At 29.2% G+C, this 21,412-nt stretch carries 17 protein-coding genes, 4 tRNA genes and 2 riboswitches; of the genes, 17 read left to right on the forward strand and 4 right to left on the reverse strand.

Features of this window, described 5'->3' with window-relative positions:
• The first annotated feature begins 75 nt into the window (after nucleotides 1-75).
• From spoIID to J2Z24_RS16555, 4 genes are all read left to right on the forward strand, one after another.
• A complete protein-coding gene (gene spoIID / locus J2Z24_RS16540; RefSeq protein WP_035145039.1) occupies nucleotides 76-1,116 on the forward strand; it encodes a stage II sporulation protein D in 1,041 nt (346 codons plus the stop codon).
• A 158-nt stretch (nucleotides 1,117-1,274) separates the two neighbouring features.
• Nucleotides 1,275-2,015 carry a M23 family metallopeptidase gene (locus J2Z24_RS16545; protein ID WP_035145037.1) on the forward strand — a complete coding sequence of 247 codons (741 nt, stop codon included), beginning with the start codon at nucleotides 1,275-1,277 and terminating at the stop codon, nucleotides 2,013-2,015.
• A gap of 107 nt (nucleotides 2,016-2,122) precedes the next feature.
• On the forward strand, nucleotides 2,123-2,377 hold the full coding sequence (gene spoIIID / locus J2Z24_RS16550; RefSeq protein ID WP_035145034.1) for a sporulation transcriptional regulator SpoIIID: 255 nt from the start codon (nucleotides 2,123-2,125) through the stop codon (nucleotides 2,375-2,377).
• An 88-nt stretch (nucleotides 2,378-2,465) separates the two neighbouring features.
• A complete protein-coding gene (locus J2Z24_RS16555; RefSeq protein ID WP_035145033.1) occupies nucleotides 2,466-3,497 on the forward strand; it encodes a rod shape-determining protein in 1,032 nt (343 codons plus the stop codon).
• A gap of 59 nt (nucleotides 3,498-3,556) precedes the next feature.
• Here J2Z24_RS16555 and yyaC read toward each other — a convergent pair whose 3' ends face one another.
• Both yyaC and J2Z24_RS16565 read right to left on the reverse strand, forming a co-directional pair.
• On the reverse strand, nucleotides 3,557-4,081 hold the full coding sequence (gene yyaC / locus J2Z24_RS16560) for a spore protease YyaC (RefSeq protein WP_035145031.1): 525 nt from the start codon (nucleotides 4,079-4,081) through the stop codon (nucleotides 3,557-3,559).
• Between the two features lie 63 nt (nucleotides 4,082-4,144).
• Nucleotides 4,145-4,864, reverse strand: coding sequence for a PP-loop family protein (locus J2Z24_RS16565; RefSeq protein ID WP_035145029.1), 720 nt, complete (start codon nucleotides 4,862-4,864; stop codon nucleotides 4,145-4,147).
• Nucleotides 4,865-5,182: 318 nt separating this feature from the next.
• On the opposite strand from J2Z24_RS16565, the gene J2Z24_RS16570 reads away from it, so the two are divergent.
• The 9 genes from J2Z24_RS16570 to hpf all read left to right on the forward strand — a co-directional run bounded on the left by J2Z24_RS16570 (nucleotide 5,183) and on the right by hpf (nucleotide 12,134).
• Nucleotides 5,183-5,257: transfer RNA gene (locus J2Z24_RS16570), tRNA-Thr, on the forward strand.
• Between the two features lie 5 nt (nucleotides 5,258-5,262).
• Nucleotides 5,263-5,347, forward strand: a tRNA-Tyr gene (locus tag J2Z24_RS16575).
• Nucleotides 5,348-5,368: 21 nt separating this feature from the next.
• Nucleotides 5,369-5,443, forward strand: a tRNA-Thr gene (locus J2Z24_RS16580).
• Nucleotides 5,444-5,449: 6 nt separating this feature from the next.
• Nucleotides 5,450-5,534: transfer RNA gene (locus tag J2Z24_RS16585), tRNA-Tyr, on the forward strand.
• A 136-nt stretch (nucleotides 5,535-5,670) separates the two neighbouring features.
• A riboswitch (SAM riboswitch) is annotated at nucleotides 5,671-5,773 on the forward strand.
• 66 nt (nucleotides 5,774-5,839) lie between these two features.
• Nucleotides 5,840-7,015: a methionine adenosyltransferase gene (gene metK, locus J2Z24_RS16590; protein ID WP_035145027.1), complete on the forward strand. Its 1,176-nt coding sequence runs from the start codon at nucleotides 5,840-5,842 to the stop codon at nucleotides 7,013-7,015.
• A gap of 201 nt (nucleotides 7,016-7,216) precedes the next feature.
• Complete coding sequence (recD2, locus tag J2Z24_RS16595; RefSeq protein WP_035145026.1) at nucleotides 7,217-9,433, forward strand: SF1B family DNA helicase RecD2; 2,217 nt, start codon at nucleotides 7,217-7,219, stop codon at nucleotides 9,431-9,433.
• Nucleotides 9,434-9,469: 36 nt separating this feature from the next.
• Entirely contained in the window at nucleotides 9,470-10,504 is a 1,035-nt protein-coding gene (locus J2Z24_RS16600) for a hypothetical protein (protein ID WP_035145024.1), read from the forward strand.
• The gene (locus tag J2Z24_RS16605; RefSeq protein ID WP_035145022.1) at nucleotides 10,477-11,154 is read left to right on the forward strand and encodes a ComF family protein; all 678 of its coding nucleotides are present in this window, start codon (nucleotides 10,477-10,479) and stop codon (nucleotides 11,152-11,154) included. Before J2Z24_RS16600 ends, J2Z24_RS16605 begins: the two co-directional genes overlap by 28 nt.
• A gap of 449 nt (nucleotides 11,155-11,603) precedes the next feature.
• Complete coding sequence (hpf, locus tag J2Z24_RS16610; protein WP_035145019.1) at nucleotides 11,604-12,134, forward strand: ribosome hibernation-promoting factor, HPF/YfiA family; 531 nt, start codon at nucleotides 11,604-11,606, stop codon at nucleotides 12,132-12,134.
• Nucleotides 12,135-12,144: 10 nt separating this feature from the next.
• On the opposite strand, the gene J2Z24_RS16615 is transcribed toward hpf, so the two are convergent.
• Nucleotides 12,145-12,918 carry a hypothetical protein gene (locus J2Z24_RS16615; RefSeq protein WP_035145015.1) on the reverse strand — a complete coding sequence of 258 codons (774 nt, stop codon included), beginning with the start codon at nucleotides 12,916-12,918 and terminating at the stop codon, nucleotides 12,145-12,147.
• Nucleotides 12,919-13,097: 179 nt separating this feature from the next.
• Between J2Z24_RS16615 and secA the strand changes: the two genes are divergently transcribed.
• Nucleotides 13,098-15,608, forward strand: coding sequence for a preprotein translocase subunit SecA (gene secA, locus J2Z24_RS16620; RefSeq protein WP_035145012.1), 2,511 nt, complete (start codon nucleotides 13,098-13,100; stop codon nucleotides 15,606-15,608).
• Nucleotides 15,609-15,730: 122 nt separating this feature from the next.
• A protein-coding gene (gene prfB, locus J2Z24_RS16625) for a peptide chain release factor 2 (protein WP_241393000.1) occupies nucleotides 15,731-16,829 on the forward strand; the annotation gives its coding sequence in 2 pieces (ribosomal slippage) (nucleotides 15,731-15,799 and nucleotides 15,801-16,829; 1,098 coding nt in all).
• Between the two features lie 20 nt (nucleotides 16,830-16,849).
• Here prfB and J2Z24_RS16630 read toward each other — a convergent pair.
• Nucleotides 16,850-18,187, reverse strand: coding sequence for a M28 family metallopeptidase (locus J2Z24_RS16630; protein WP_035145010.1), 1,338 nt, complete (start codon nucleotides 18,185-18,187; stop codon nucleotides 16,850-16,852).
• Nucleotides 18,188-18,310: 123 nt separating this feature from the next.
• Between J2Z24_RS16630 and J2Z24_RS16635 the strand changes: the two genes are divergently transcribed.
• Nucleotides 18,311-20,470 (forward strand): Tex family protein, encoded by a 2,160-nt coding sequence (locus J2Z24_RS16635; RefSeq protein ID WP_035145007.1) that lies wholly within the window; start codon nucleotides 18,311-18,313, stop codon nucleotides 20,468-20,470.
• A gap of 90 nt (nucleotides 20,471-20,560) precedes the next feature.
• A riboswitch (FMN riboswitch) is annotated at nucleotides 20,561-20,675 on the forward strand.
• Nucleotides 20,676-20,769: 94 nt separating this feature from the next.
• The gene (locus J2Z24_RS16640; protein ID WP_035145006.1) at nucleotides 20,770-21,390 is read left to right on the forward strand and encodes an ECF transporter S component; all 621 of its coding nucleotides are present in this window, start codon (nucleotides 20,770-20,772) and stop codon (nucleotides 21,388-21,390) included.
• The last annotated feature ends 22 nt before the right edge of the window (nucleotides 21,391-21,412 follow it).

Raw genomic sequence — 21,412 nt, forward strand, 5'->3', positions numbered from 1 at the left:
ATGGTAATAAGTACAAATGTTTTTTCATATAGTTAGTTATAAGATACCTTAGATTAGAATAAAGGAGCAAACTATATGAGAAAAAATGATATGTTTTTTTATTTAAGCAGATTTTTTATGACTATATTAATTTGTACAACATTTATAACTTTAATATCATTTCTTATTTTAAAACCCAAATTAATTGTTAAAGAAACTAATAACTTAAATAAGTCAAATATAAAACCCAATAATATAAAAGTTAATAACAACAAAAAAGATATAAAGGTAAAGGTGTATATTTCTAAAAGTAAGAAGATAGAAGAGATGAATATAGAGGAATATGTAACAGGAGTAGTATCTGCAGAAATGCCTGCAGAATTCCATATTGAAGCTTTAAAGGCTCAAGCTGTTGCTGCCAGAACCTATGCTTTAGCTCACATTGAATCCCAAGGAGGGCAAAAGTGTAGTAATGTAAATGGAGCAGATTTATGTGATACTGTGCACTGTCAAGTATTTATGCATAAAGAAGAAAGAATGAAGAGCTGGCCAGAAAGTAAAAAAGAAGAGTACTGGAGTAAGATAAAAGAAGCTGTTGATAATACAAGCTCTGAAGTTATAAAATACAAAGGAAATATAATAAAAGAGCCTTATTATTTTGCTGTAAGTAGTGGTAAAACTGAAAATGTGGAAGATGTATTTTCAGAATCTGTACCATATTTAAAAAGTGTTAAAAGTAGTGGAGAAGAAGTTGCACCAAAGTATAAAACTTCTGTAACATACTCTTGCGAAAGCTTAACAAATATAATAAATGGATATTATCCAAAATCTATTTCAAAGGCTAATAATTTAAAAGCTAATATAAAAATAAAAAGTAGAACTGCTGCAGGAAGTGTAAAGGAGTTACAATTAGGGAAAACCACTATTTTAGGAACTAAATTTAGAAGTATGTTAGGTTTGAATTCTACTAATTTTTCTTTTATATTTGATAAAAATAGTGTAGATATAGTATGCAAAGGATATGGACATGGTGTTGGGATGAGTCAATGGGGAGCTAATGCTCTTGGCAAAAGTGGAAAAAAGTATAAAGAGATATTATCCCACTATTATCAACAAGTTAATATAGAAAAATATTAAATTAAATATTAATAAACTGTAGGGAATCATATGTTAAAGTATATGATTCCTTTTTTGTCAAAAAATATAAAAAAAGCTTGAAATAAAAAGAAAAAATTTTTAATAAAAAATGTATTTTTTACTAAGCTCTGGACAAACTACAAAAAGGAGGTGTTGATATGGATAAAAAATATTCAAACAAGTTTTCAAACTTTATAAAAAGGGAGGGTTTTTATGTAATACTGTTTCTTTGTTTATGTATTTTAGCGGCAGTGGCTGTTGTGACTACAAGGAATAATAAGCAAGCTAGAAAACAACTTCCATCTCAACAACCAAGTGTTGTTCAAAATGAAACAGGTAAAGAAACAGCAAAAGGAGCAGAGCAGCCTTATCCTGATTATGATAACGCGCTTCAGGTAAAGAAAGAAGGAAAGATCAATAATCAAGCTAAGGCTGGTAATCAAGCTAAAAATGACAACAAAACTGCTCAGGTAAACAAATCAGTAGATATGAAATTTATTAAACCTGTAGAAGGGATATTAGCTAGAGGTTACTCAGAAGAACCTGTTTTCTGGAAGTCAACTAATAGCTATAGACCAAATTTTGGAGTAGATATCAAATCTGAGATTGGTAAGCCAGTAGTTGCAGTTATGGATGGAAAGATAGAAAGTATCGAAACTGAAGATGTAGATGGTGTTCAAATTGTAATTAATCATCAAAATGGACTAAAAACAATATATTCGAATTTAGATCCAAAGTTATCTGTAAGTAAAGATCAGATAGTTAAGAGAGGAACAAAATTAGGTAGTGTTGGTAAAAGCACTATAAGAGCTTCTTATGAGACTTATGGAGATCACTTACATTTTGCAGTTTTGAAAAATGGGGAATTTGTAAATCCATCTAAGTATATACAATATTAAAAATAAGCCATTTTCCGAATATTATATCGGAAAATGGCTAATCAAAAGTAATTTAAATATATGCCATGGCATATCTATAAATATAGAAGGGTTAAGGAGGTAGCGTCTTGAAAGACTACATTGAGGAGCGAGTTCTTGAAGTTGCAAATTATATTATAAGTTCTAAAGCCACTATTAGAAAAACAGCTAAAGTATTTGGAGTTAGTAAGAGTACTATTCATAAGGATATGACAGAAAGGTTACCTAAAATAAATCCTCAGATTGCAAGGGAAGCGAAAACTATACTCGATTACAATAAATCAGAAAGACATATAAGAGGTGGTAAAGCAACCAAAATGAAGTATAAAGCTATTGAAGGATAACTCTGTTCCTATTATAATTAAATTGTATCATAATAAAAATATGCTATTATGGTAAAAAATAACGAAAGAGTAGGTGTGAATAATAGGAATGTTTTTCAATGTTGGAACTGATATGGGTATAGATTTAGGGACAGCCACTGTATTAGTATTTATAAAGGGAAAAGGTGTTGTTTTAAAAGATCCTTCAGTAGTGGCTATAGATAAAAGCAAAAATAGAGTACTAGCAGTTGGAGAGGAAGCTAGGCAAATGATAGGCAGAACTCCAGGAAATATTGTTGCTATTCGTCCATTAAAGGATGGAGTAATTTCAGACTATGATTTAACAGAAAAGATGCTAAAGTATTTTATTTCAAAAGTTTGTGGGAAAAGAAAAATGGTTTCTCCCAGAGTGGTAGTATGCATACCATGTCAAGCTACAGAAGTAGAAAAGAGAGCGGTAATAGATGCATCTAAAAACGCAGGTGCTAAGAAAGTATTTCTGATTGAAGAACCTTTAGCTGCAGCTATAGGAGCTGGCTTAGATATAACTAAAGCAAGTGGAAGTATGGTAATTGATATAGGAGGAGGAACTACAGATATTGCAATTATATCTTTAGGAGGAATGGTTGTTAGATCCTCTATAAAGATAGCAGGAGATAAATTTGATGAAGCTATAATGAGATATATAAGGAAAAAACATAAATTAATGATCGGTGAAAGAACTGCAGAAGACCTAAAGGTTAATATAGGTTCAGCTTATAAAAGAGAAGAAGAAGTTACTATGGAAATAAGAGGAAGAGATTTGATTACAGGACTTCCCAAAAATATAACAGTATCATCAGAAGAAATGCGAGAAGCATTAAGTGAAACTGTAAATGCTATTGCAGAATGTACTCATTCAGTTTTAGAAAAGACTCCTCCTGAGTTAGCTGCTGACATAGCAGATAAAGGTATAGTTATGACGGGAGGAGGGGCCTTGTTATATGGTCTTGATAAATTAATACAAGATGTAACAAAAGTACCAGTACATGTAGCGGAGGATGCGGTTTCTTGTGTTGCGTTAGGTACAGGTCAGGTTTTAGATTTTTTAGACAAGTTAGATGTAACATTTACAGGAGACGATATAACTTTAATTGATTAGAACTATAATATAATAAATTTAACAAAAGCAAAGGCGTATTAAACCTTTGCTTTTTTAGACTATCTAGGAAACTTTAAATTATAAGCTTGTAGAAGGGATTTAGTAATTAATTTTGCCATATTTAATATTAAATCTAATCTTATGGTATTATTATTGAATATATTACTTTCTGCTGAATCAACTATACCTATTATAGAAGCTTCGCCAACGTGAGGAAGAGTTTTGCCTACGCCTTTACCAGGGTGAATAGAATAATCTCTAGCTTGAATTTCTCCTATGCTATCAGAGTCACCAAGACAAGCATCTATACCTATTATGTTAGCATTAGGATAAGCTAGTTTAATATTTTCTAATTTTTTATCAATATTTAAAGCATGTATAGGTTCTGAAATTGTTCCGAATACTGGAAGAGGAAACTTTTCATCTTCTAATAAAGTACCTACTAAAGGACCGAGACAATCTCCTATGCATCTATCTGTGCCTATACATACTATAATAGTATTCATATTTAAATAATCTTTTAGAAAAGAAGCAATTTCATAATAAGACATAGAATCTTTAAAGTGTGCTCTAACTTTATTCAATAGTTACACCTCCCTATTAATTTATATGAGATATAACTACTGAATATTAAATTTATTTGTTAATTAATATTTGTTTTTATCCCATATATTTAATTGATCTACATTCATCAAAGAACCCAAAAGATGATTTTTCAATCCGGGAATTTCTTTTTCTAATGAATAAGTTAAATCTTTTATAAATTGTCTTTTAGTAAATCCATTAGCAGGACAAGGGTTCACTATTATGGGAAAGTTATTCTTTTTAGCTATGCTTTTTATGTCTAATTCATCTATATATATCATAGGTCTTATAATATAGATATCTTTTCTGCTTAAATAAGTCTTAGGAAGGAAACTACTTATTCTTCCCTCGTAGAACATAGACATAAGTAAAGTTTCTATAGCATCGTTTTTATGATGACCTAGAGAAACCTTATTACATCCAAGTTGTTTTGCTGTATCATTAAGTATGCCTCTTCTTAAATTTGCACATAAAGAACAAGGATTTTTTTCTTGTCTTATGTCAAATACTACTTGTTTTATATCTGATGGAATTAAGTGAAAAGGAACATCTAAATCCTTACATAAATTTGCCATAGGAGAAAAATCAGCTCCTGTGCCTGGATCTATAGTTATAGCTATTAATTCAAATTTTTCGGGAGAAAAAATTCTATATTTACTCATTAGATGTAATAAAGTTATGCTATCTTTACCTCCAGATAAGCCTACAGCTATTTTATCACCAGATTCTATGAGTTTGAAATCATTTACTGCTCTTCTTAATTTACTTAAAAGTTTTTGCATATTTATCTCCTTAATTTTTATAAAAGTTATATTATCTAAGGAAAATTATAATATAAGTAATTGTATAAATAAAGATGTATATTCTATGAATAAATAGGTAAAATTACATTAAAGTTGCATAATGAGTTTTAATGTATTTAGTTATAATGTTTTAATAATAAAGATTATATATATGTCTAAACATAAGAAAGAAAAAGATATTATGAGTAATAGAAAGAAGGTTTCTTTTAATTGACTATAATGTGATTTGAAATTTGTTTAATATGATTGTATACTAATCCTTGTTAACGCACAGAAGTTAACAACAAAATTAAATATGCTGGCATGGCTCAACGGTAGAGCAGCTGACTTGTAATCAGCAGGTTGTAGGTTCGATTCCTATTGCCAGCTCCATATGTGGAGGAATTCCCGAGTGGCCAAAGGGGGCAGACTGTAAATCTGTTGGTATTACCTTCGATGGTTCGAATCCATCTTCCTCCACCATAATAAATTAAAGTTGAATATGCTGGCATGGCTCAACGGTAGAGCAGCTGACTTGTAATCAGCAGGTTGTAGGTTCGATTCCTATTGCCAGCTCCATATCATGGAGGAATTCCCGAGCGGCCAAAGGGGGCAGACTGTAAATCTGTTGGTATTACCTTCGATGGTTCGAATCCATCTTCCTCCACCAAAAGACACTTTAAAGTGTCTTTTTTTATTGTTTTAATATAAAAAATCTCTTAAAATTATTAATAATTAAATAATTGACATAAGCTTTTAGCTATGCTAATATAATTTTATTGATTAGGATAGAATAATATAAAAAGCTCTTATCAAGAGAGGTGGAGGGAAAAGGGCCCTATGAAACCCGGCAACCAGTACTAAGTACTAAGGTGCCAATTTCAGCAGATATTTTCTGCAAGATAAGAGGAATAGGGTATAAAAAGCCTCTTCTTATCGAAGAGGCTTATTTTTTATTGAAATGGAGGTAAAAAAATGAGAAAGTTATTTACATCAGAATCAGTTACAGAAGGACATCCAGATAAAATTTGTGATCAGATATCTGATTCAGTTCTAGATGCTATACTTGAGCAGGACCCTAATGGAAGAGTGGCTTGTGAAACTACAGTTACTACTGGTATGGTTTTAGTTGTAGGCGAAATTTCAACCCATTGCTATGTAGATATTCCTAAGATTGTAAGAGAAACAATAGAAGGAATAGGATACACAAGAGCAAAATATGGTTTTGATAGTGATACATGTGCTGTATTAACTTCAATAAATGAACAATCTCCAGATATAGCTATGGGAGTTAATGAATCTTTAGAATCTAAACAAGGAGATATGATTAAGGAAGAAGCTATAGGTGCGGGAGACCAAGGAATGATGTTTGGCTTTGCAACTAATGAAACACCAGAATATATGCCTATGCCAATAGCTATGGCTCATAAGCTATCAAGAAAATTATCAGAAGTTAGAAAAAATGGCACATTAAATTATTTAAGACCAGATGGAAAGACTCAGGTTACAGTAGAGTATCAAGATAATAAACCAGTAAGAATAGATACTATAGTAATGTCAACTCAACATAGTCCAGAGGTTACTAGAGAGCAAATAGAAAAAGATTTAATTGAACATGTTATAAAATCAGTTGTTCCAGAAGGGTTATTAGATGAAAATACTAAATATTATATTAACCCTACAGGAAGATTTGTTGTGGGAGGTCCTCAAGGAGATGCTGGTTTAACAGGAAGAAAAATAATCGTTGATACTTATGGTGGATATGGAAGACATGGCGGTGGAGCATTTTCAGGAAAAGATCCAACTAAAGTAGATAGATCAGCAGCTTATGCAGCAAGATGGGTAGCCAAAAATTTAGTAGCAGCAGGAGTAGCAGATAAATTAGAAATACAGTTGGCTTATGCTATAGGAGTTGCAAAACCAGTTTCTATATCTGTTGATACTTTTGATACTGGAAAGATTGAGAATGATAAGATAGTAAATATTATAAACAAAGTATTTGATTTAAGACCATCTGCTATAATTAATAACTTAAATTTAAGAAGACCTATTTATAAGCAAGTAGCAGCTTATGGACATTTTGGAAGAACTGATTTAAATCTTCCATGGGAAAATCTTGATAAATTAGAAGAAATAAAAAAATATTTATAAGTTTTATACAACACTATTGAAGATTTAGATCTTCAATAGTGTTTTTTAATATGTAAGAGGTGTATAGAGATAATGTAAAAGGGAAATGGTCTGAATATTGTGTGAAAATAAATGCTTTTGTATTGAGAAAAATATTTTAATACAGTATGCTATAATATATAAAATGATATTTATATATTAAAAGGAAATGGGAGAGAGCTTATGGAGGAGATCCTTGGAGTTGTAGATTCCATAATATTTCATAATGAAGAAAATGGCTATGTAGTTGCCAAGATAAAAGAAGAAAAAAATTTAATAACAGTAACAGGGTGTATTCCATATATTATAGAAGGGCAGAGCTTAAAATTAGAAGGAGAATGGGTAGTTCATAAACAATTTGGAAAACAGTTTAAAGTAGAAATATGTGAAGAGACCCTTCCTAATACGACAAAAGGAATTGAGAGATATCTGGCTTCTGGAGTTATAGCAGGTATAGGCCCTGTAACTGCAAAAAAGATTGTTGAAAAGTTTGGGGAAGAAGCTTTGGATATACTAGAAAATAATGTTGAAAGATTGAAAGAAATAGAAGGTATTGGCGATAAAAAAATATCAACTATATATGAGTCATATAGCAAACAAAAAGAATTAAAAAATATAATGATATTTTTTCAGAATTATGGTGTCACGCCTAATCAGTGTATAAAAATATATAAAAGATTTAAAGGAAATTCTATTAGTATAGTTAAAGAAAATCCTTATGTATTAACTGAAGAGGTATCAGGTATAGGTTTCAAAACAGCAGATAAAATAGCTAGAAGCTTAGGAATAGAATTAACTTCAGTATTTAGAATACAAAGCGGAATAAAATATATAGTAAATCAATTTTGTGGATTAGGTAATACTTGCATGCCTTTAGAAAAGCTTCTTAAAGAAGGAACAAATATATTAGGTGTATCCGATGAATTGATAAAAGATAGTATAGTAAGCAGTGCTTATGAAGGGAAGATTAAAGTAGAGGGAATAAAAGATAAACAATATGTATTTACAATACCTTATTATTATTGTGAATTAGGCATTACAAAGAAAATTATTACTTTGTCACTTTGTAATTATGATGAACTCCAGATAGATATAGATGAAGAAGTAAAGGAATTTGAGCAGAATAATAATATTAAATTTGCACTTTCTCAAAAAGAAGCAATAAAAGGAGCGCTTTGCAATGGAGTTGAAATAATAACTGGAGGACCTGGTACTGGTAAAACTACAATAATAAATTGTATAACGCAGATATTTGAAAGGCATGGATTTAGAGTTCTCATGGGAGCGCCAACGGGAAGAGCTGCTAAGAGAATGTCTGAAGCTACTGGCAAAGAAGCTAAAACCATACATAGATTGTTGGAAATGGGTATAAGTGAAGAAGAGGACACAGTATTTTCTAAAACGGAAGAAACACCGTTAGAATGTGATGTAATAATAGTAGATGAGGCTTCTATGATAGATATAATGCTTATGAATAACCTTTTAAAGGCTATATCATTAGGTACTAGATTAATAATAGTTGGGGATGTAGACCAGCTTCCATCTGTCGGACCTGGTAATGTACTTAGAGATTTAATAGGGAGCAAATGTGTTAAAGTAGTTAGACTTAAGGAGATATTTAGGCAATCATCAAAAAGTATGATTACATTAAATGCACATAAAATAAATAATGGAGAAATGCCTATATTGAATGAAAAGGATAAAGATTTTTTCTTTATAAATTGTGAGGAAAATAATAAAATATTAGATACCTTAATAGGACTTATAGATAAAAGACTTCCTAATTATAATAGAGGTTGGGATAAGTTGAAGCATATCCAAATTTTATCACCAATGAGAAAAGGCATTTTAGGTGTAGAAAGTTTAAATAAAAAACTACAGCAAGTATTAAACCCTTCTTCCAAGGACAAAAAAGAAAAAGAATTTAAAGATGGTATATTTAGAGTTGGTGATAAGGTAATGCAAACCAAAAACAACTATTCAATTAAGTGGGAAAAAATAAATGGAATTGGAGAAGAAGAAGGAGTAGGTATATTTAATGGCGACATGGGGTATATACAAGATATAGATGAAGAAAATAATACCATATGTGTAGTATTTGATGAAGAAAAAAAAGTCATATATGAAAGTATATATTTAGATGAGCTTGATTTGGCCTATGCAATAACTATACATAAGAGTCAAGGCAGTGAATTCCCAGTGGTAATAATTCCATCTTTTATAGGACCTCCTTTACTTATGAATAGAAATTTACTTTATACAGGAATAACTAGAGCAAAAAAACTAGTTGTTTTAGTTGGAGCTGTAAAAGCGCTTAAGTTTATGATAGATAATGATAGAAGCTTTGAAAGATACTCTTTATTACAATGGAGAATTGAAAGTATTTTAAATAATGTGTAGTGTTAGAATAAATAATATTTTGGAGTGTACTTAATAATGCTGATAAATAAAAATTTACAAATTTCATTAGAGATAGAGAGAATAAGTAAATATATTGCTAATTGGCTGTATAGTAACGAACAATTCTTGAATGTTATTACAGTACCACATAATTCTTCATTAATTTTTATGAGAGGTATAGCTGATTATCTTGACAAAGGTAAAAAGGTTTTATATATAACAAATGAAGATGAAAGCTGTATAGATTTATTAACTAATATTAAGAAGAATACATATATTAGGGATTATTCTTATTTAAGAACATATAATGTAGAATTAGAGAAAAGTTTAATTGTATGTAATTTTAAAAATGCAATAAAAATAAATAAAAAGTTTGATTTAGTGATTTATGATGATATTAGAAGTTTACCTATGTATAATAAATATGAAATTATAGATATAATGGCTAAAAATTGTAAGGAAAAAGGAAAATTCATAGCGTATTCTATAGAAAGTGTGTTTAAGAAAAAGAGAGAAATAGTACTGCCGGTGTTAGGAACAAAAACACCTATTGTTGAACCAAGGGTAATAACTACAAAAATAGATTTGAATAACGATATACCATATACTATATATGATTATTTAAGGTGGGCAATGAAATATGAAAAGAAAATTGTGATTTATGTGCCTGATGAAAAAAAGCTATACAGAGTATTTAAGTATTTAAATACATATTGCAAAGACTTAAATAAAAATTTAGTTTATTTTTCCAAAGAAGATAAAGATTTAAAAACAGTATTTAACTTTCTAAAAATTAAAAAGGGAATAATGGTAACGGATGATTTTAAAGAGAATATATACCAACTAATAAAAGATAAAGAAATAAATGAAATAGTATTCTTTGCTAACCATTATATGTATGATTATAAAAAGTTAGTATATTTTTGTGGAGAAAAAGCGTGGATAAAAAAAAATATTATGAAAGAAGTAATTTTTTTAGGTAATGAAGAGACTGAAGATATATATAAAGCTAAGAATATAATAAGGAGTTTTAACAAGGAAGCATGGGAAATGGGATTTTTAAGTATTTAGATATTGTAAAAGAATCACTGTTATCTATAATATATGTTGAAGATGATAAATGTGTTATATGCAAATCATATATAGGAGAAGGATATTTGTGTAGCAAATGCGAAAAGAGGATTAAGCTTTGTCATGGAGCAAATTCTATGCATTTAAACTACATGGATTTCAAATACTATAGTGCTACATATTATTCAGGAAATGTTATGGAACTTATTGTAAGGTTAAAGTATAAGAGTGATTTTGTCTGTGGTGAAATTTTAAGTGGATATATGATAGATAAAATAAAACAGGAGAGAATTCCTTGTGATTTTTTAACCTATGTTCCTATGCGAAAAAAAGCGTTAAAGAAAAGAGGATATAATCAAAGTAAATGTTTAGCTGTAAATATAGGAAAAAAACTAGACATTCCTGTAGTAAGTGTATTAAAAAAAGTCAAAGATACTAAAGATCAAATTGGATTGAATAGGAATGAAAGGTGGAATAATATTAAAGATTCATTTAAGGTAACTAATGAAAAAAAAATAAAAAATAAAAAGATAATTTTAGTAGATGATGTTATAACCACTGGTGCTACAGCATTTTCTTGTTATAAAGAATTATTAAGAGCTGGAGCAGAAGAAATAAATATCTTGACTGCAGCGAAAAGTAATGTATAATTTTATTATATTGAGTTAGGTTTGTGATTGAAAGTCGAAGCCAGTCGCAGGCGAAACGATCCACGTAAGTTAAATAAAATATTTAATGATCATGGTGCGGCTTAGAAGTAAGTCCTGCCGTTAATTAAACGAGAGGGTAAGTAGTGAGAGGATAATTCTGGGTAGCAAAAGCTCCAGCAGGCGAGTGTGGGGTCAAAGATCAGGTCAACTAACTTAATATTTTAAGACCTTACTTCCTTTAAGAAATAAGGTCTTAAAATATTTTTTGAAAATAGTATAAGTTAATTACTTTGAGATAAAATAAGAAATTTTAAATAATAGTGAAATAATTTGATTAAATATTTTGTAAATTTAAATAATTTCACTTGTCATTTTACATAAAGAGTATTAAAATATAATTAATAAAAACATAACATTACTCTTCAGGAGTAAAGAGAGGGGCTGAAATTATGAGAATTACAGTAGCAGGAAAAAATATTGAAATTACTAATGCATTAAGAGGTGTAGTGGAAAAGAAATTAGAAAAATTGGACAAGTATTTTAATCCTGATGTAGAAGCCCATGCTACACTAAGTGTTCAGAAGAATAGGCAAATAATAGAAGTAACTATTCCTTTTAACGGGGTTATATTAAGAGGGGAAGAAGTTAATGAAGATATGTATGCTTCTATAGATTTAGTAGTAGATAAGATAGAAAGACAGATTAGAAAGCAGAAAACTAAGCTTCAAAAAAGAAACCATGGAGATTCATTAAAGTTTCAGTTCATACCAGATAATGATGAAAAAGAATTACTTGAACCAAGAATTGTTAAAACTAAAAAATTTGCAGTAAAGCCTATGTCAGATGAGGAAGCTGTTTTGCAAATGGAGCTTTTAGGACATAATTTCTTTGTTTATGAAAGTGCTGATAGTGGAGAAGTAAATGTAGTTTATAAAAGAAAAGATGGAAATTATGGTTTGATAGAACCAGAATTTGAATAAGAAGAGGAGGCTATGCCTCCTCTTTTAAGTTTAGAAAATATGATAAATTTTCAAAACTATTTACTACTATATCTGCATCATAGGGAGATTTTATGTAATCATCAAATTTAAATTTATTTGATAGTAATAAAATTAGTTTACACCCATTTTTTTGAAATTGAATATAGTCATCTCTTAGATAGTCAGTTACTACTATGGTATTTTTAGTTTCTATACTTAATCTTTTAAATAAATGCACTGTGTTGTACACAGGAGGAAGATCAGGGATAATAAGTCTATTTTTATAAAATGTTCTTATATATTTTAAACTACAATTATAGTTGCACATTACACAATTATGAAACCTGTTTATACATAAATTTGATGAGAAAACAATGGGAACATTAAACTTATTTATTATTTTTAAATCATTATCATTTATATTAGAATTTGATATAAAAATCAGATCAGGATTGTTTTCATCGATCTGTATATTTTGAATAAAAAAATCGTTAAAATCTTTTGTGCTACTAATGGGATATATTGTAAATTTATCATATAGATTTTTACAATATTCTAATAAGAAATAAGTTGGAGTAAATACATTGTCAAAATAACAATTTAAATTTTTAGATTTTATTATTTTATATAAAGATTTTCTACTTATATCACAGTTGTGAGTGAAAAAGTAACAATTTTCTAAGGGAACTTTATTAATAAAATTTAAATAATCTTTTATCAGATTATTGTTATTTATTATATTACTTTCTATATAAAATATAAAATTAGGTATATTAGATAACATAAACATCACTCCAATTCCTCATTACATTATTAATTATAATACTACTTTATATTTATTGTAAAATATTATTTAATAATTTTATATTTACGGGTATATAAGTTGAATACACATTAATTAGATGTTATAATCTAAAAGGTATATACTATAATAGAAAAATTATATAGCGAGGATGAAAAAAGATGGGAATATTTCAAAAAATTTTTGGTACATATAGTGATAGAGAAGTAAAAAGAATAATTCCAATAGTAGATAAAATAGATGCTTTAGATTCACAGATTCAAGCTTTAAGTGATGAACAGCTGAAGGAAAAAACTGACGAATTTAAAAAGAGACTAGAAAATGGAGAAACATTAGATGATATTTTAGTGGAAGCCTTTGCGGTAGTTAGAGAAGCAGCTTATAGAACTATAGGTTTAAAGCACTATAGAGAGCAGCTTATAGGTGGAGTTGTTCTTCATCAAGGAAGAATTGCAGAAATGAAGACTGGTGAAGGTAAGACATTGGTTGCTACTGCACCAGCATATTTGAATGCTTTAGCTGGAAAAGGAGTTCATATAGTAACTGTTAATGATTATTTGGCTAAAAGAGATAGAGATTTGATGGGACCTGTTTATGAATTTTTAGGATTGAAAGCAGGAGTTATTCTTCATGATTTGGATCAAACTCAAAGACAAGAAAATTATAATTGCGATATAACTTATGGAACAAACAGTGAATTTGGATTTGATTATCTAAGAGATAACATGGTAATTTATAAGGAAGAAAAAGTTCAAAGGGAATTAAATTTTGCTATAGTAGATGAAGTTGACTCTATATTAATTGATGAAGCTAGAACACCTCTTATTATATCTGGTCAAGGAGAAAAATCTACAGAGTTCTATAAAGTTGCAGATTATTTTGCAAAATCTCTGATTAAAGATACTGATTTTACAGTAGATGAAAAGGCCAATTCTGTAATTCTTACTGATGAAGGTGTAAAAAAGGCAGAAACTTATTTCAGATTAGATAACTATGCAGATGCTGATAATATGGAAATACAACATCATGTAGTTCAAGCATTAAAGGCAAATTATATGATGAAAATGGATAAGGACTATATAGTAAGAGACGGAGAAGTAATGATAGTAGATGAATTTACTGGTAGAGTTATGGAAGGAAGAAGATATAGTGATGGGTTACACCAAGCTATAGAAGCTAAAGAAGGAGTTAATGTAGAGAGAGAATCAAAGACTTTAGCTACAATAACATATCAGAATTATTTTAGAATGTTCAAAAAGCTATCAGGTATGACAGGTACTGCTTTAACAGAAGAAGGAGAATTTAGAGAAATATATGGTCTTGATGTAATAGTAGTTCCTACTCATAAGCCAATTGCAAGAATAGATCAATCAGATTTAGTATATAAAACTGCAAAAGGTAAATTTAAAGCTATAGTAGATGAAATAGTTGAAACTAATAAAAAAGGTCAGCCTGTACTTGTAGGTACAGTAAGTATCGAAAAATCAGAATTACTTTCAGAAATGCTTAAAAAGAAAGGAGTTCGTCATCAAGTTCTTAATGCAAAGTATCATGAAAAGGAAGCAGAAATAGTATCCCATGCTGGTGAGTATGGAATGGTAACTATAGCTACTAATATGGCTGGACGTGGTACGGATATTAAATTAGGAGATGGAGTAGTAGAAGTAGGTGGACTTAAAATAATTGGAACAGAAAGACATGAATCAAGAAGAATTGATAATCAGTTAAGAGGACGTTCCGGACGTCAAGGAGATCCAGGTGAATCAAGATTTTATGTGTCATTAGAAGATGACTTAATGAGAATTTTTGGATCTGATAAATTAAAAGGAATAGTTGAAAAATTGGGTCTTGGGGATGATGAAGCAATAGAAAGTAAAATGGTTAGTAATGCTATAGAAAACGCCCAAAAGAAAGTAGAAGGAAATAACTTTGACATAAGAAAAACATTAATACAATATGATGATGTTATAAATAAACAAAGAGAAATAATTTATAAGCAAAGATCTGAAGTTCTTGAAGGTGTAGATTTAAAAGAGCAAATTCAGGAAATGATAAAGGATACCATTTATTTAGCAGTAGATTCCCACATTTCTGGGGTAGAAGAAGAATTTGAAAATGAATTAGAGAAGCTTATAGATTATTTAGAAGACGTATATATGCCAAAGGATTATATAAAAGTTGAGGATTTAAGTGAATTATCTAACGATGAAATCAAAGAAAAGTTATTTAATATTGCACATAATATGTATATAGAAAAAGAAGAAGATTTTGGCTCAGAACAAATGAGAGAGATAGAGAGAGTTATTCTTTTAAGAGTTGTTGATACTAAATGGATGGATCATATAGATAATATGGATCATATGAAACAAGGTATAGGTCTTAGAGCTTATAAACAACAGGATCCAGTTCAGGCTTATCAGTTTGAAGGAAGCGAAATGTTCGATGAAATGATTTATAACATAAAAGTAGAGACTATAAAATATTTATTCCATGTTCAGATACAAAAAGCTCCAGAAAGAGAAAGAGTAGCTAAAGAAACTGCTACAAATCAAGGTGGAGATAATTCTGTTAAGAAGGAACCTATAAGAAAAGAGCATACAGTAGGTAGAAATGATCCTTGTCCATGTGGAAGTGGTAAAAAATACAAAAATTGTTGTGGAAGAGAAGCATAATAATTTAGAATTTAATTTGGATAAATTAAATATATAAACTTGATGGAGGATTTAGAGTTATAATTTTTATTGTATAATTCTCAATTCTCCATTTTGATATTATTTTTAAAGGAGTTGATAGAATGCTATTAGAGGTGGAAGGAGCAGTTAATATTCTTAATAACCTTAAAAGTACTTTAGGAGAGATAGGTGATTCACTTTGACTTAACATCGCTTAAGTTTAAGGTGGAAGAATTACAGAACAAAATGCAAGAATCTGAGTTTTGGAATGATATTAAAAAAGCACAGGAAATAACTCAAGAAGAAAAGTTTTTAAAAGATAGAATAGAAAAATATGATGAATTTTTGTGTAAAATAGAGGATAATAAAATATTTATAGAGTTAATAGAAGAAGATGATGAAAAGTCTATAAAAGAAATATTAAAAGAAATAGATGACTTAAAAAAGGACATAGAAAATTTTAGGATAGAGGTACTTCTTTCAGGAGAATATGATAGAAATAATGCTATAATAACTTTACACGCAGGTGTTGGGGGAACAGATGCTCAAGATTGGACAGAAATGTTACTAAGAATGTATACTAGATGGTGCGAGAAAAAAGGATATAAAGTGGAAAATATTGACTTATTGCCAGGAGATGAAGCAGGAATAAAGAGTGTTACTTTAAGAATAAGTGGAGATTTTGTTTATGGGTATTTTAAGGCTGAAAAGGGAATACATAGACTTGTAAGAATATCGCCTTTTAATGCTAATGGTAAGAGACAAACTTCCTTTGCATCATTGGAAGTATTACCTGAACTTACAGAAAGCCAAGATATAGACATAAGACCAGAAGATTTAAAAATAGATACTTATAGAGCAGGAGGAGCAGGGGGACAATATGTGAATAAAACTGAATCTGCTATTAGAATAACTCATATACCTACGGGAATAGTGGTACAATGTCAAAATGAACGAAGTCAACATTCAAATAAAGAAACAGCTTTAAAAATGTTAAAATCAAAGTTAGTAGAATTAAAGGAAGCTGCTCATAAGGAAAAAATAGAGGATTTAACAGGAGAATTAAAAGATATGGGTTGGGGAAGTCAAATAAGATCATATGTATTTCATCCATATAATTTAGTTAAAGATCATAGAACTGGTGCAGAAACAAGTAATTTGGGAGCAGTAATGAATGGGGATATAGACTTATTTATAAATGAATATCTTAAGCAAAAATAATATAAGTTAAAGGTGCTAAGTTAGCACCTTTTTAACTTATAAGATGTATTGAACAAGATTATTAAGACTATAAATGAAATTATAGAAAATGCTTTATAGTGTATGATTAATGGATTGTTATCAAAGGCATAGTTAATGATTTCTTCTTGAATTATTTTAAAGCATCTATCTATGGATTGTTTGCTTATAAAAGAAGCTTTGTCATTAGGAGTATGAATACGACTTGAATCATTATCTATAAGTGTTATTGCATTTATATTAGCATCGGTGAAAGCACTATGATCGCTAGAATCTTCAAATAAATAGTTAAAGTATATTTTTTCTTTAGAGCATACATTGGCAGTAGATTTTATAAGAGGAGAGTTTACAGAATCATTTTTTCCACCCATTATGCATAAAGGTGCTGAATTATCAGTACCTATCATATCAAAATTAAAAACTTTACTACTCTCTATTAGCTTATAATAATCCTGAACAAATTTTTTAGAGCCTAGACATCCGAATTCTTCTCCATTAAAAGCTATGAATAATATATCATTAGTAGGTTTGCCAATGGATTTCAAATATTTACTCATCTCAATTATAAAAGCTGTACCAGATGCATTATCTAAAGCGCCAGGATATACAGTATTGTTTAAATCAGAGCCTAAATGATCAAAATGTGCTGAAAGAACAATAGGAGAAGAAGAATTTTTCCCTTTTATGAAAGCTGTTACATTATTTATTTCAGCTTTATTTATTTTAAAAGGTATAAAACATTCTAATATACAGTCGTTATCTATAAATTTTTCAATATCATTTTTTGTAGATTGAGTTATCATAATATACATATCCATTTCAGATTCAGGGAAAAAAGAGCTTCTAAAATTTAAATTATCATTTTCGGGAACAAAAAATAAAAAATTACCTTTTTCTGTAGATACAGTAAAGAAGTTTTTATCAAAATGAATTTTATCTGATGAGTTTAGAATAACTTTATTACTTTTAAAGTTTAACATTTCCTCTTTAAAATCTTTTGAGTAAATATAATCTTTTATAACTATTTTGTCTTTATTCAAAATTCTGAGATAAGGTTTTCCGGGTATTTTCTCAGGGTAATAAGTAGTAAAGTTATGGTAATAATTATTATTAAGAGGACTAAGTTTATTTTCTATAAATTTATTTTTTATAAAGTTAGATGCCTCTATATTTTCTACTGTACCTGCCAATCGACCATTAAATTCTTCTGAGGATAGATATTCTATATTTTTTTTAACGCAATAGCTATCAAAAGATTTTATAGATATCATGAAATTAAAACTAAGATAAAAAATTATTAAAGATAAAGAAAGTAAATAATAAAAGAAATTTTTATACATAATGTTCTCCTATAAATTAATGCTCTTATAAAATATATTACATTGCAAAATAGTATATAACTGTTGTAAAATAATTTTGGTTAACGATTGCTTTGGAATAAAATTTAAAATATGGAGGTAAATATGAAAAAAATCGAAGAGAGATTAAGTGAAGAATTAAAAATTAGCATAAAACAGGTTAATAATGTTATAGATTTACTAGATCAAGGTAATACTATTCCTTTTATTGCTAGATATAGAAAAGAAGTAACTGGAGGTTTAACAGATGTAATTTTAAGACAACTATCTGATAGACTCATTTATTTAAGAAATTTAGATCAAAGAAAAGAAGATGTTATAAGAATTATAGATGAACATGGAAAGCTAACTGAAGAATTAAAAAATAAGATATTAAAATGTGATACATTAACAGAAGTAGAAGATTTATATAGACCTTTTAGGTCTAAAAAAAGAACAAGAGCTACTATTGCATTAGAAAGAGGTTTAAAACCATTAGCAGATATAATATTGAATGGAAAATTTAAAGGTGTAATTGAGGAAGAGGCAAGTAAATACATAAATGAGGAAAAAGGAGTTAGCACTTCAGAGGAGGCTTTAGAAGGGGCTCAAGATATAATTAGCGAAGTTATATCTGATGAAGCGGAATATAGAAAGTGGATAAGGGCTTTTGTAAATAAAGAGGGAGTAATTCAAACTAGTGGAGAAAGTAACGAATCAACTCCTTATGAAATGTATTATAAATATAGTGAAGCTGTAAAAAGTATACCTTCCCATAGAATACTAGCTATAAATAGAGGGGAAAAGGAAAAAATTCTTTCAGTTAAAATTGTGACTAATACTGATAAAATAATAGAATATCTAAGAACAAAAGTGTTAAAAGGAAATTCATTGACAGATTTATACTTAGAAAAAAGTATAGAAGATTCTTTGAAAAGGCTTATTTATCCTTCTATAGAAAGAGAAATTAGATCCGAATTAACTGATAGAGGAGAGGAAGGCGCTATTGATATATTCAAGGCTAATTTGAAAGCACTTTTAATGCAAGCTCCAATAAAAGGAAAAGTAGTATTAGGCTATGATCCAGGATTTAGAACAGGATGTAAGATAGCAGTATTGGATGACACAGGAAAACTTTTAGATATATCAACTGTTTATGCTACTGCACCTCAAAATGATATAGAGGGATCGGTTAAGAAGCTAAAGGAATTAATATACAAATATAATGTAGATGTAATTTCATTGGGAAATGGTACTGCTAGTAGAGAATCTGAACAGGTTATAGAAAAAGTTATTAACGAAGTAAAAGAGGAGAAGGGAAAATCCCTTTATTATGTAATAGTATCAGAAGCAGGAGCATCTGTTTATTCAGCATCTGAACTTGCAGTAAGGGAATATCCTAATATTGATGTATCTATAAGAGGAGCTATATCTATAGGAAGAAGATTACAGGATCCATTAGCTGAACTTGTGAAGATTGATCCTAAGGCTATAGGAGTAGGACAGTATCAACATGATGTAACTCCTAAGAAATTAGATCAATCTTTAAAAGGAGTAGTTGAGGATTGTGTTAATAATGTAGGTGTGGATTTAAATATAGCGACTCCATCTTTATTATCATATGTTTCTGGAGTAAATTCATCAATAGCTGAAAATATAGTAGCTTATAGGGAGGAAAATGGTAAATTTAAAAACAGGAAGGAACTTCTTAAAGTGAAAAGATTAGGGGCAAAAGCTTTTGAACAATGTGCGGGGTTCTTAAGAGTAATGGAAAGTGACGAAGTTTTGGACAATACTTCAGTGCATCCAGAATCTTATGAAGGGGCCAAGAAGTTACTGGATATATTAGAATATGATATCGAGGAACTTAATAATAATAAGTTAAAAGATATAGAGAAGAGAGTTGAAAATATAGGTATGGAAAATTTATCTAAGGGATTGAATCTAGGTATACCTACTTTGAAAGATATAATAAAAGAATTGAAAAAACCAGGTAGAGATCCAAGAGAAAAATTACCTAAACCAATATTTAAAACTGGAGTTATAGATATAAATCAGCTTAAACCAGGGATGGTGCTTATGGGCACTGTAAGAAACGTGGCGGACTTTGGTGCTTTTATAGATATAGGAGTACATCAAGATGGATTAGTGCATATAAGTCAATTATCTGATAGTTTTGTAAAACATCCATTAGATGTAGTTAAGGTAGGCGATATAGTAAAGGTAACAGTATTAGAAATTGATGAAAAAAGAAAAAGAATATCTTTAAGTATGAAAGAACAATAGAGAAATAAAAAATAATATATTATATAGATTTCTATTGAATTTTAAATAAAAGTATCATATAATTACTTTGTAAAGTGATTATTAATAAAATAATATCTTCAGGGCGGGGTGTGATTCCCCACCGGCGGTAAAGCCCGCGAGCCGAAAGGCATGATTCGGTTAAATTCCGAAGCCGACAGTAAAGTCTGGATGAAAGAAGGTATGATAAGGAATAAGTTTTTTAGCCCTGACTTTTTGATGTCAGGGTTTTTTTATTGTACCATAGCTTAAGAAGATATGAGGATTAGGAGGGAGATTAAATGAAAAATAACAAATTAAATGTATTAATAAAAGTATCATTACTTAGTGTTATGGGATTTTTATTAATGTATGTTGAATTGCCACTACCGTTGTTTCCAGAATTTCTTAAAATAGATGTTAGTGATCTACCAGCACTTATTGGAACTTTTGCATTAGGTCCAGTACAAGGAGTAATTATAGAATTAATAAAAAATATATTACATGGAATATTTGCTACCAAAACAGCATTTGTAGGAGAATTAGCAAACTTTTTGGTAGGATCAGTAATGATATTAACTGCAGGTTTTATATACAGAAATAACAAAAATAGAAAGTCTGCTATAATAGGTTTAATCTTTGGTACTATAGTTATGTCAGTAGCAGCAGGAATATTTAATTATTATTTATTATTACCATTATATGAAAGAGCTCTTCATATACCTTTGGAAGCATTTGTTCAATTAGCACAAAAAATTAATCCAAAAGTTACAAATATAAATGCTTTTATAATATGGACTATTATACCGTTTAATTTTATAAAAGGTGTATTTGTGTCAATAATAACTGTTGTCATTTATAAGAGTGTATCACCTATACTTCACAAAGAAAGTATTAAAAAGCAGCTAGCAAATAATAATTAGTTTATATAATAACATTAAAGCA

This window comes from Clostridium tetanomorphum, assembly GCF_017873215.1.
Classification (GTDB): Bacteria; Bacillota; Clostridia; order Clostridiales; family Clostridiaceae; genus Clostridium_AO; species Clostridium_AO tetanomorphum.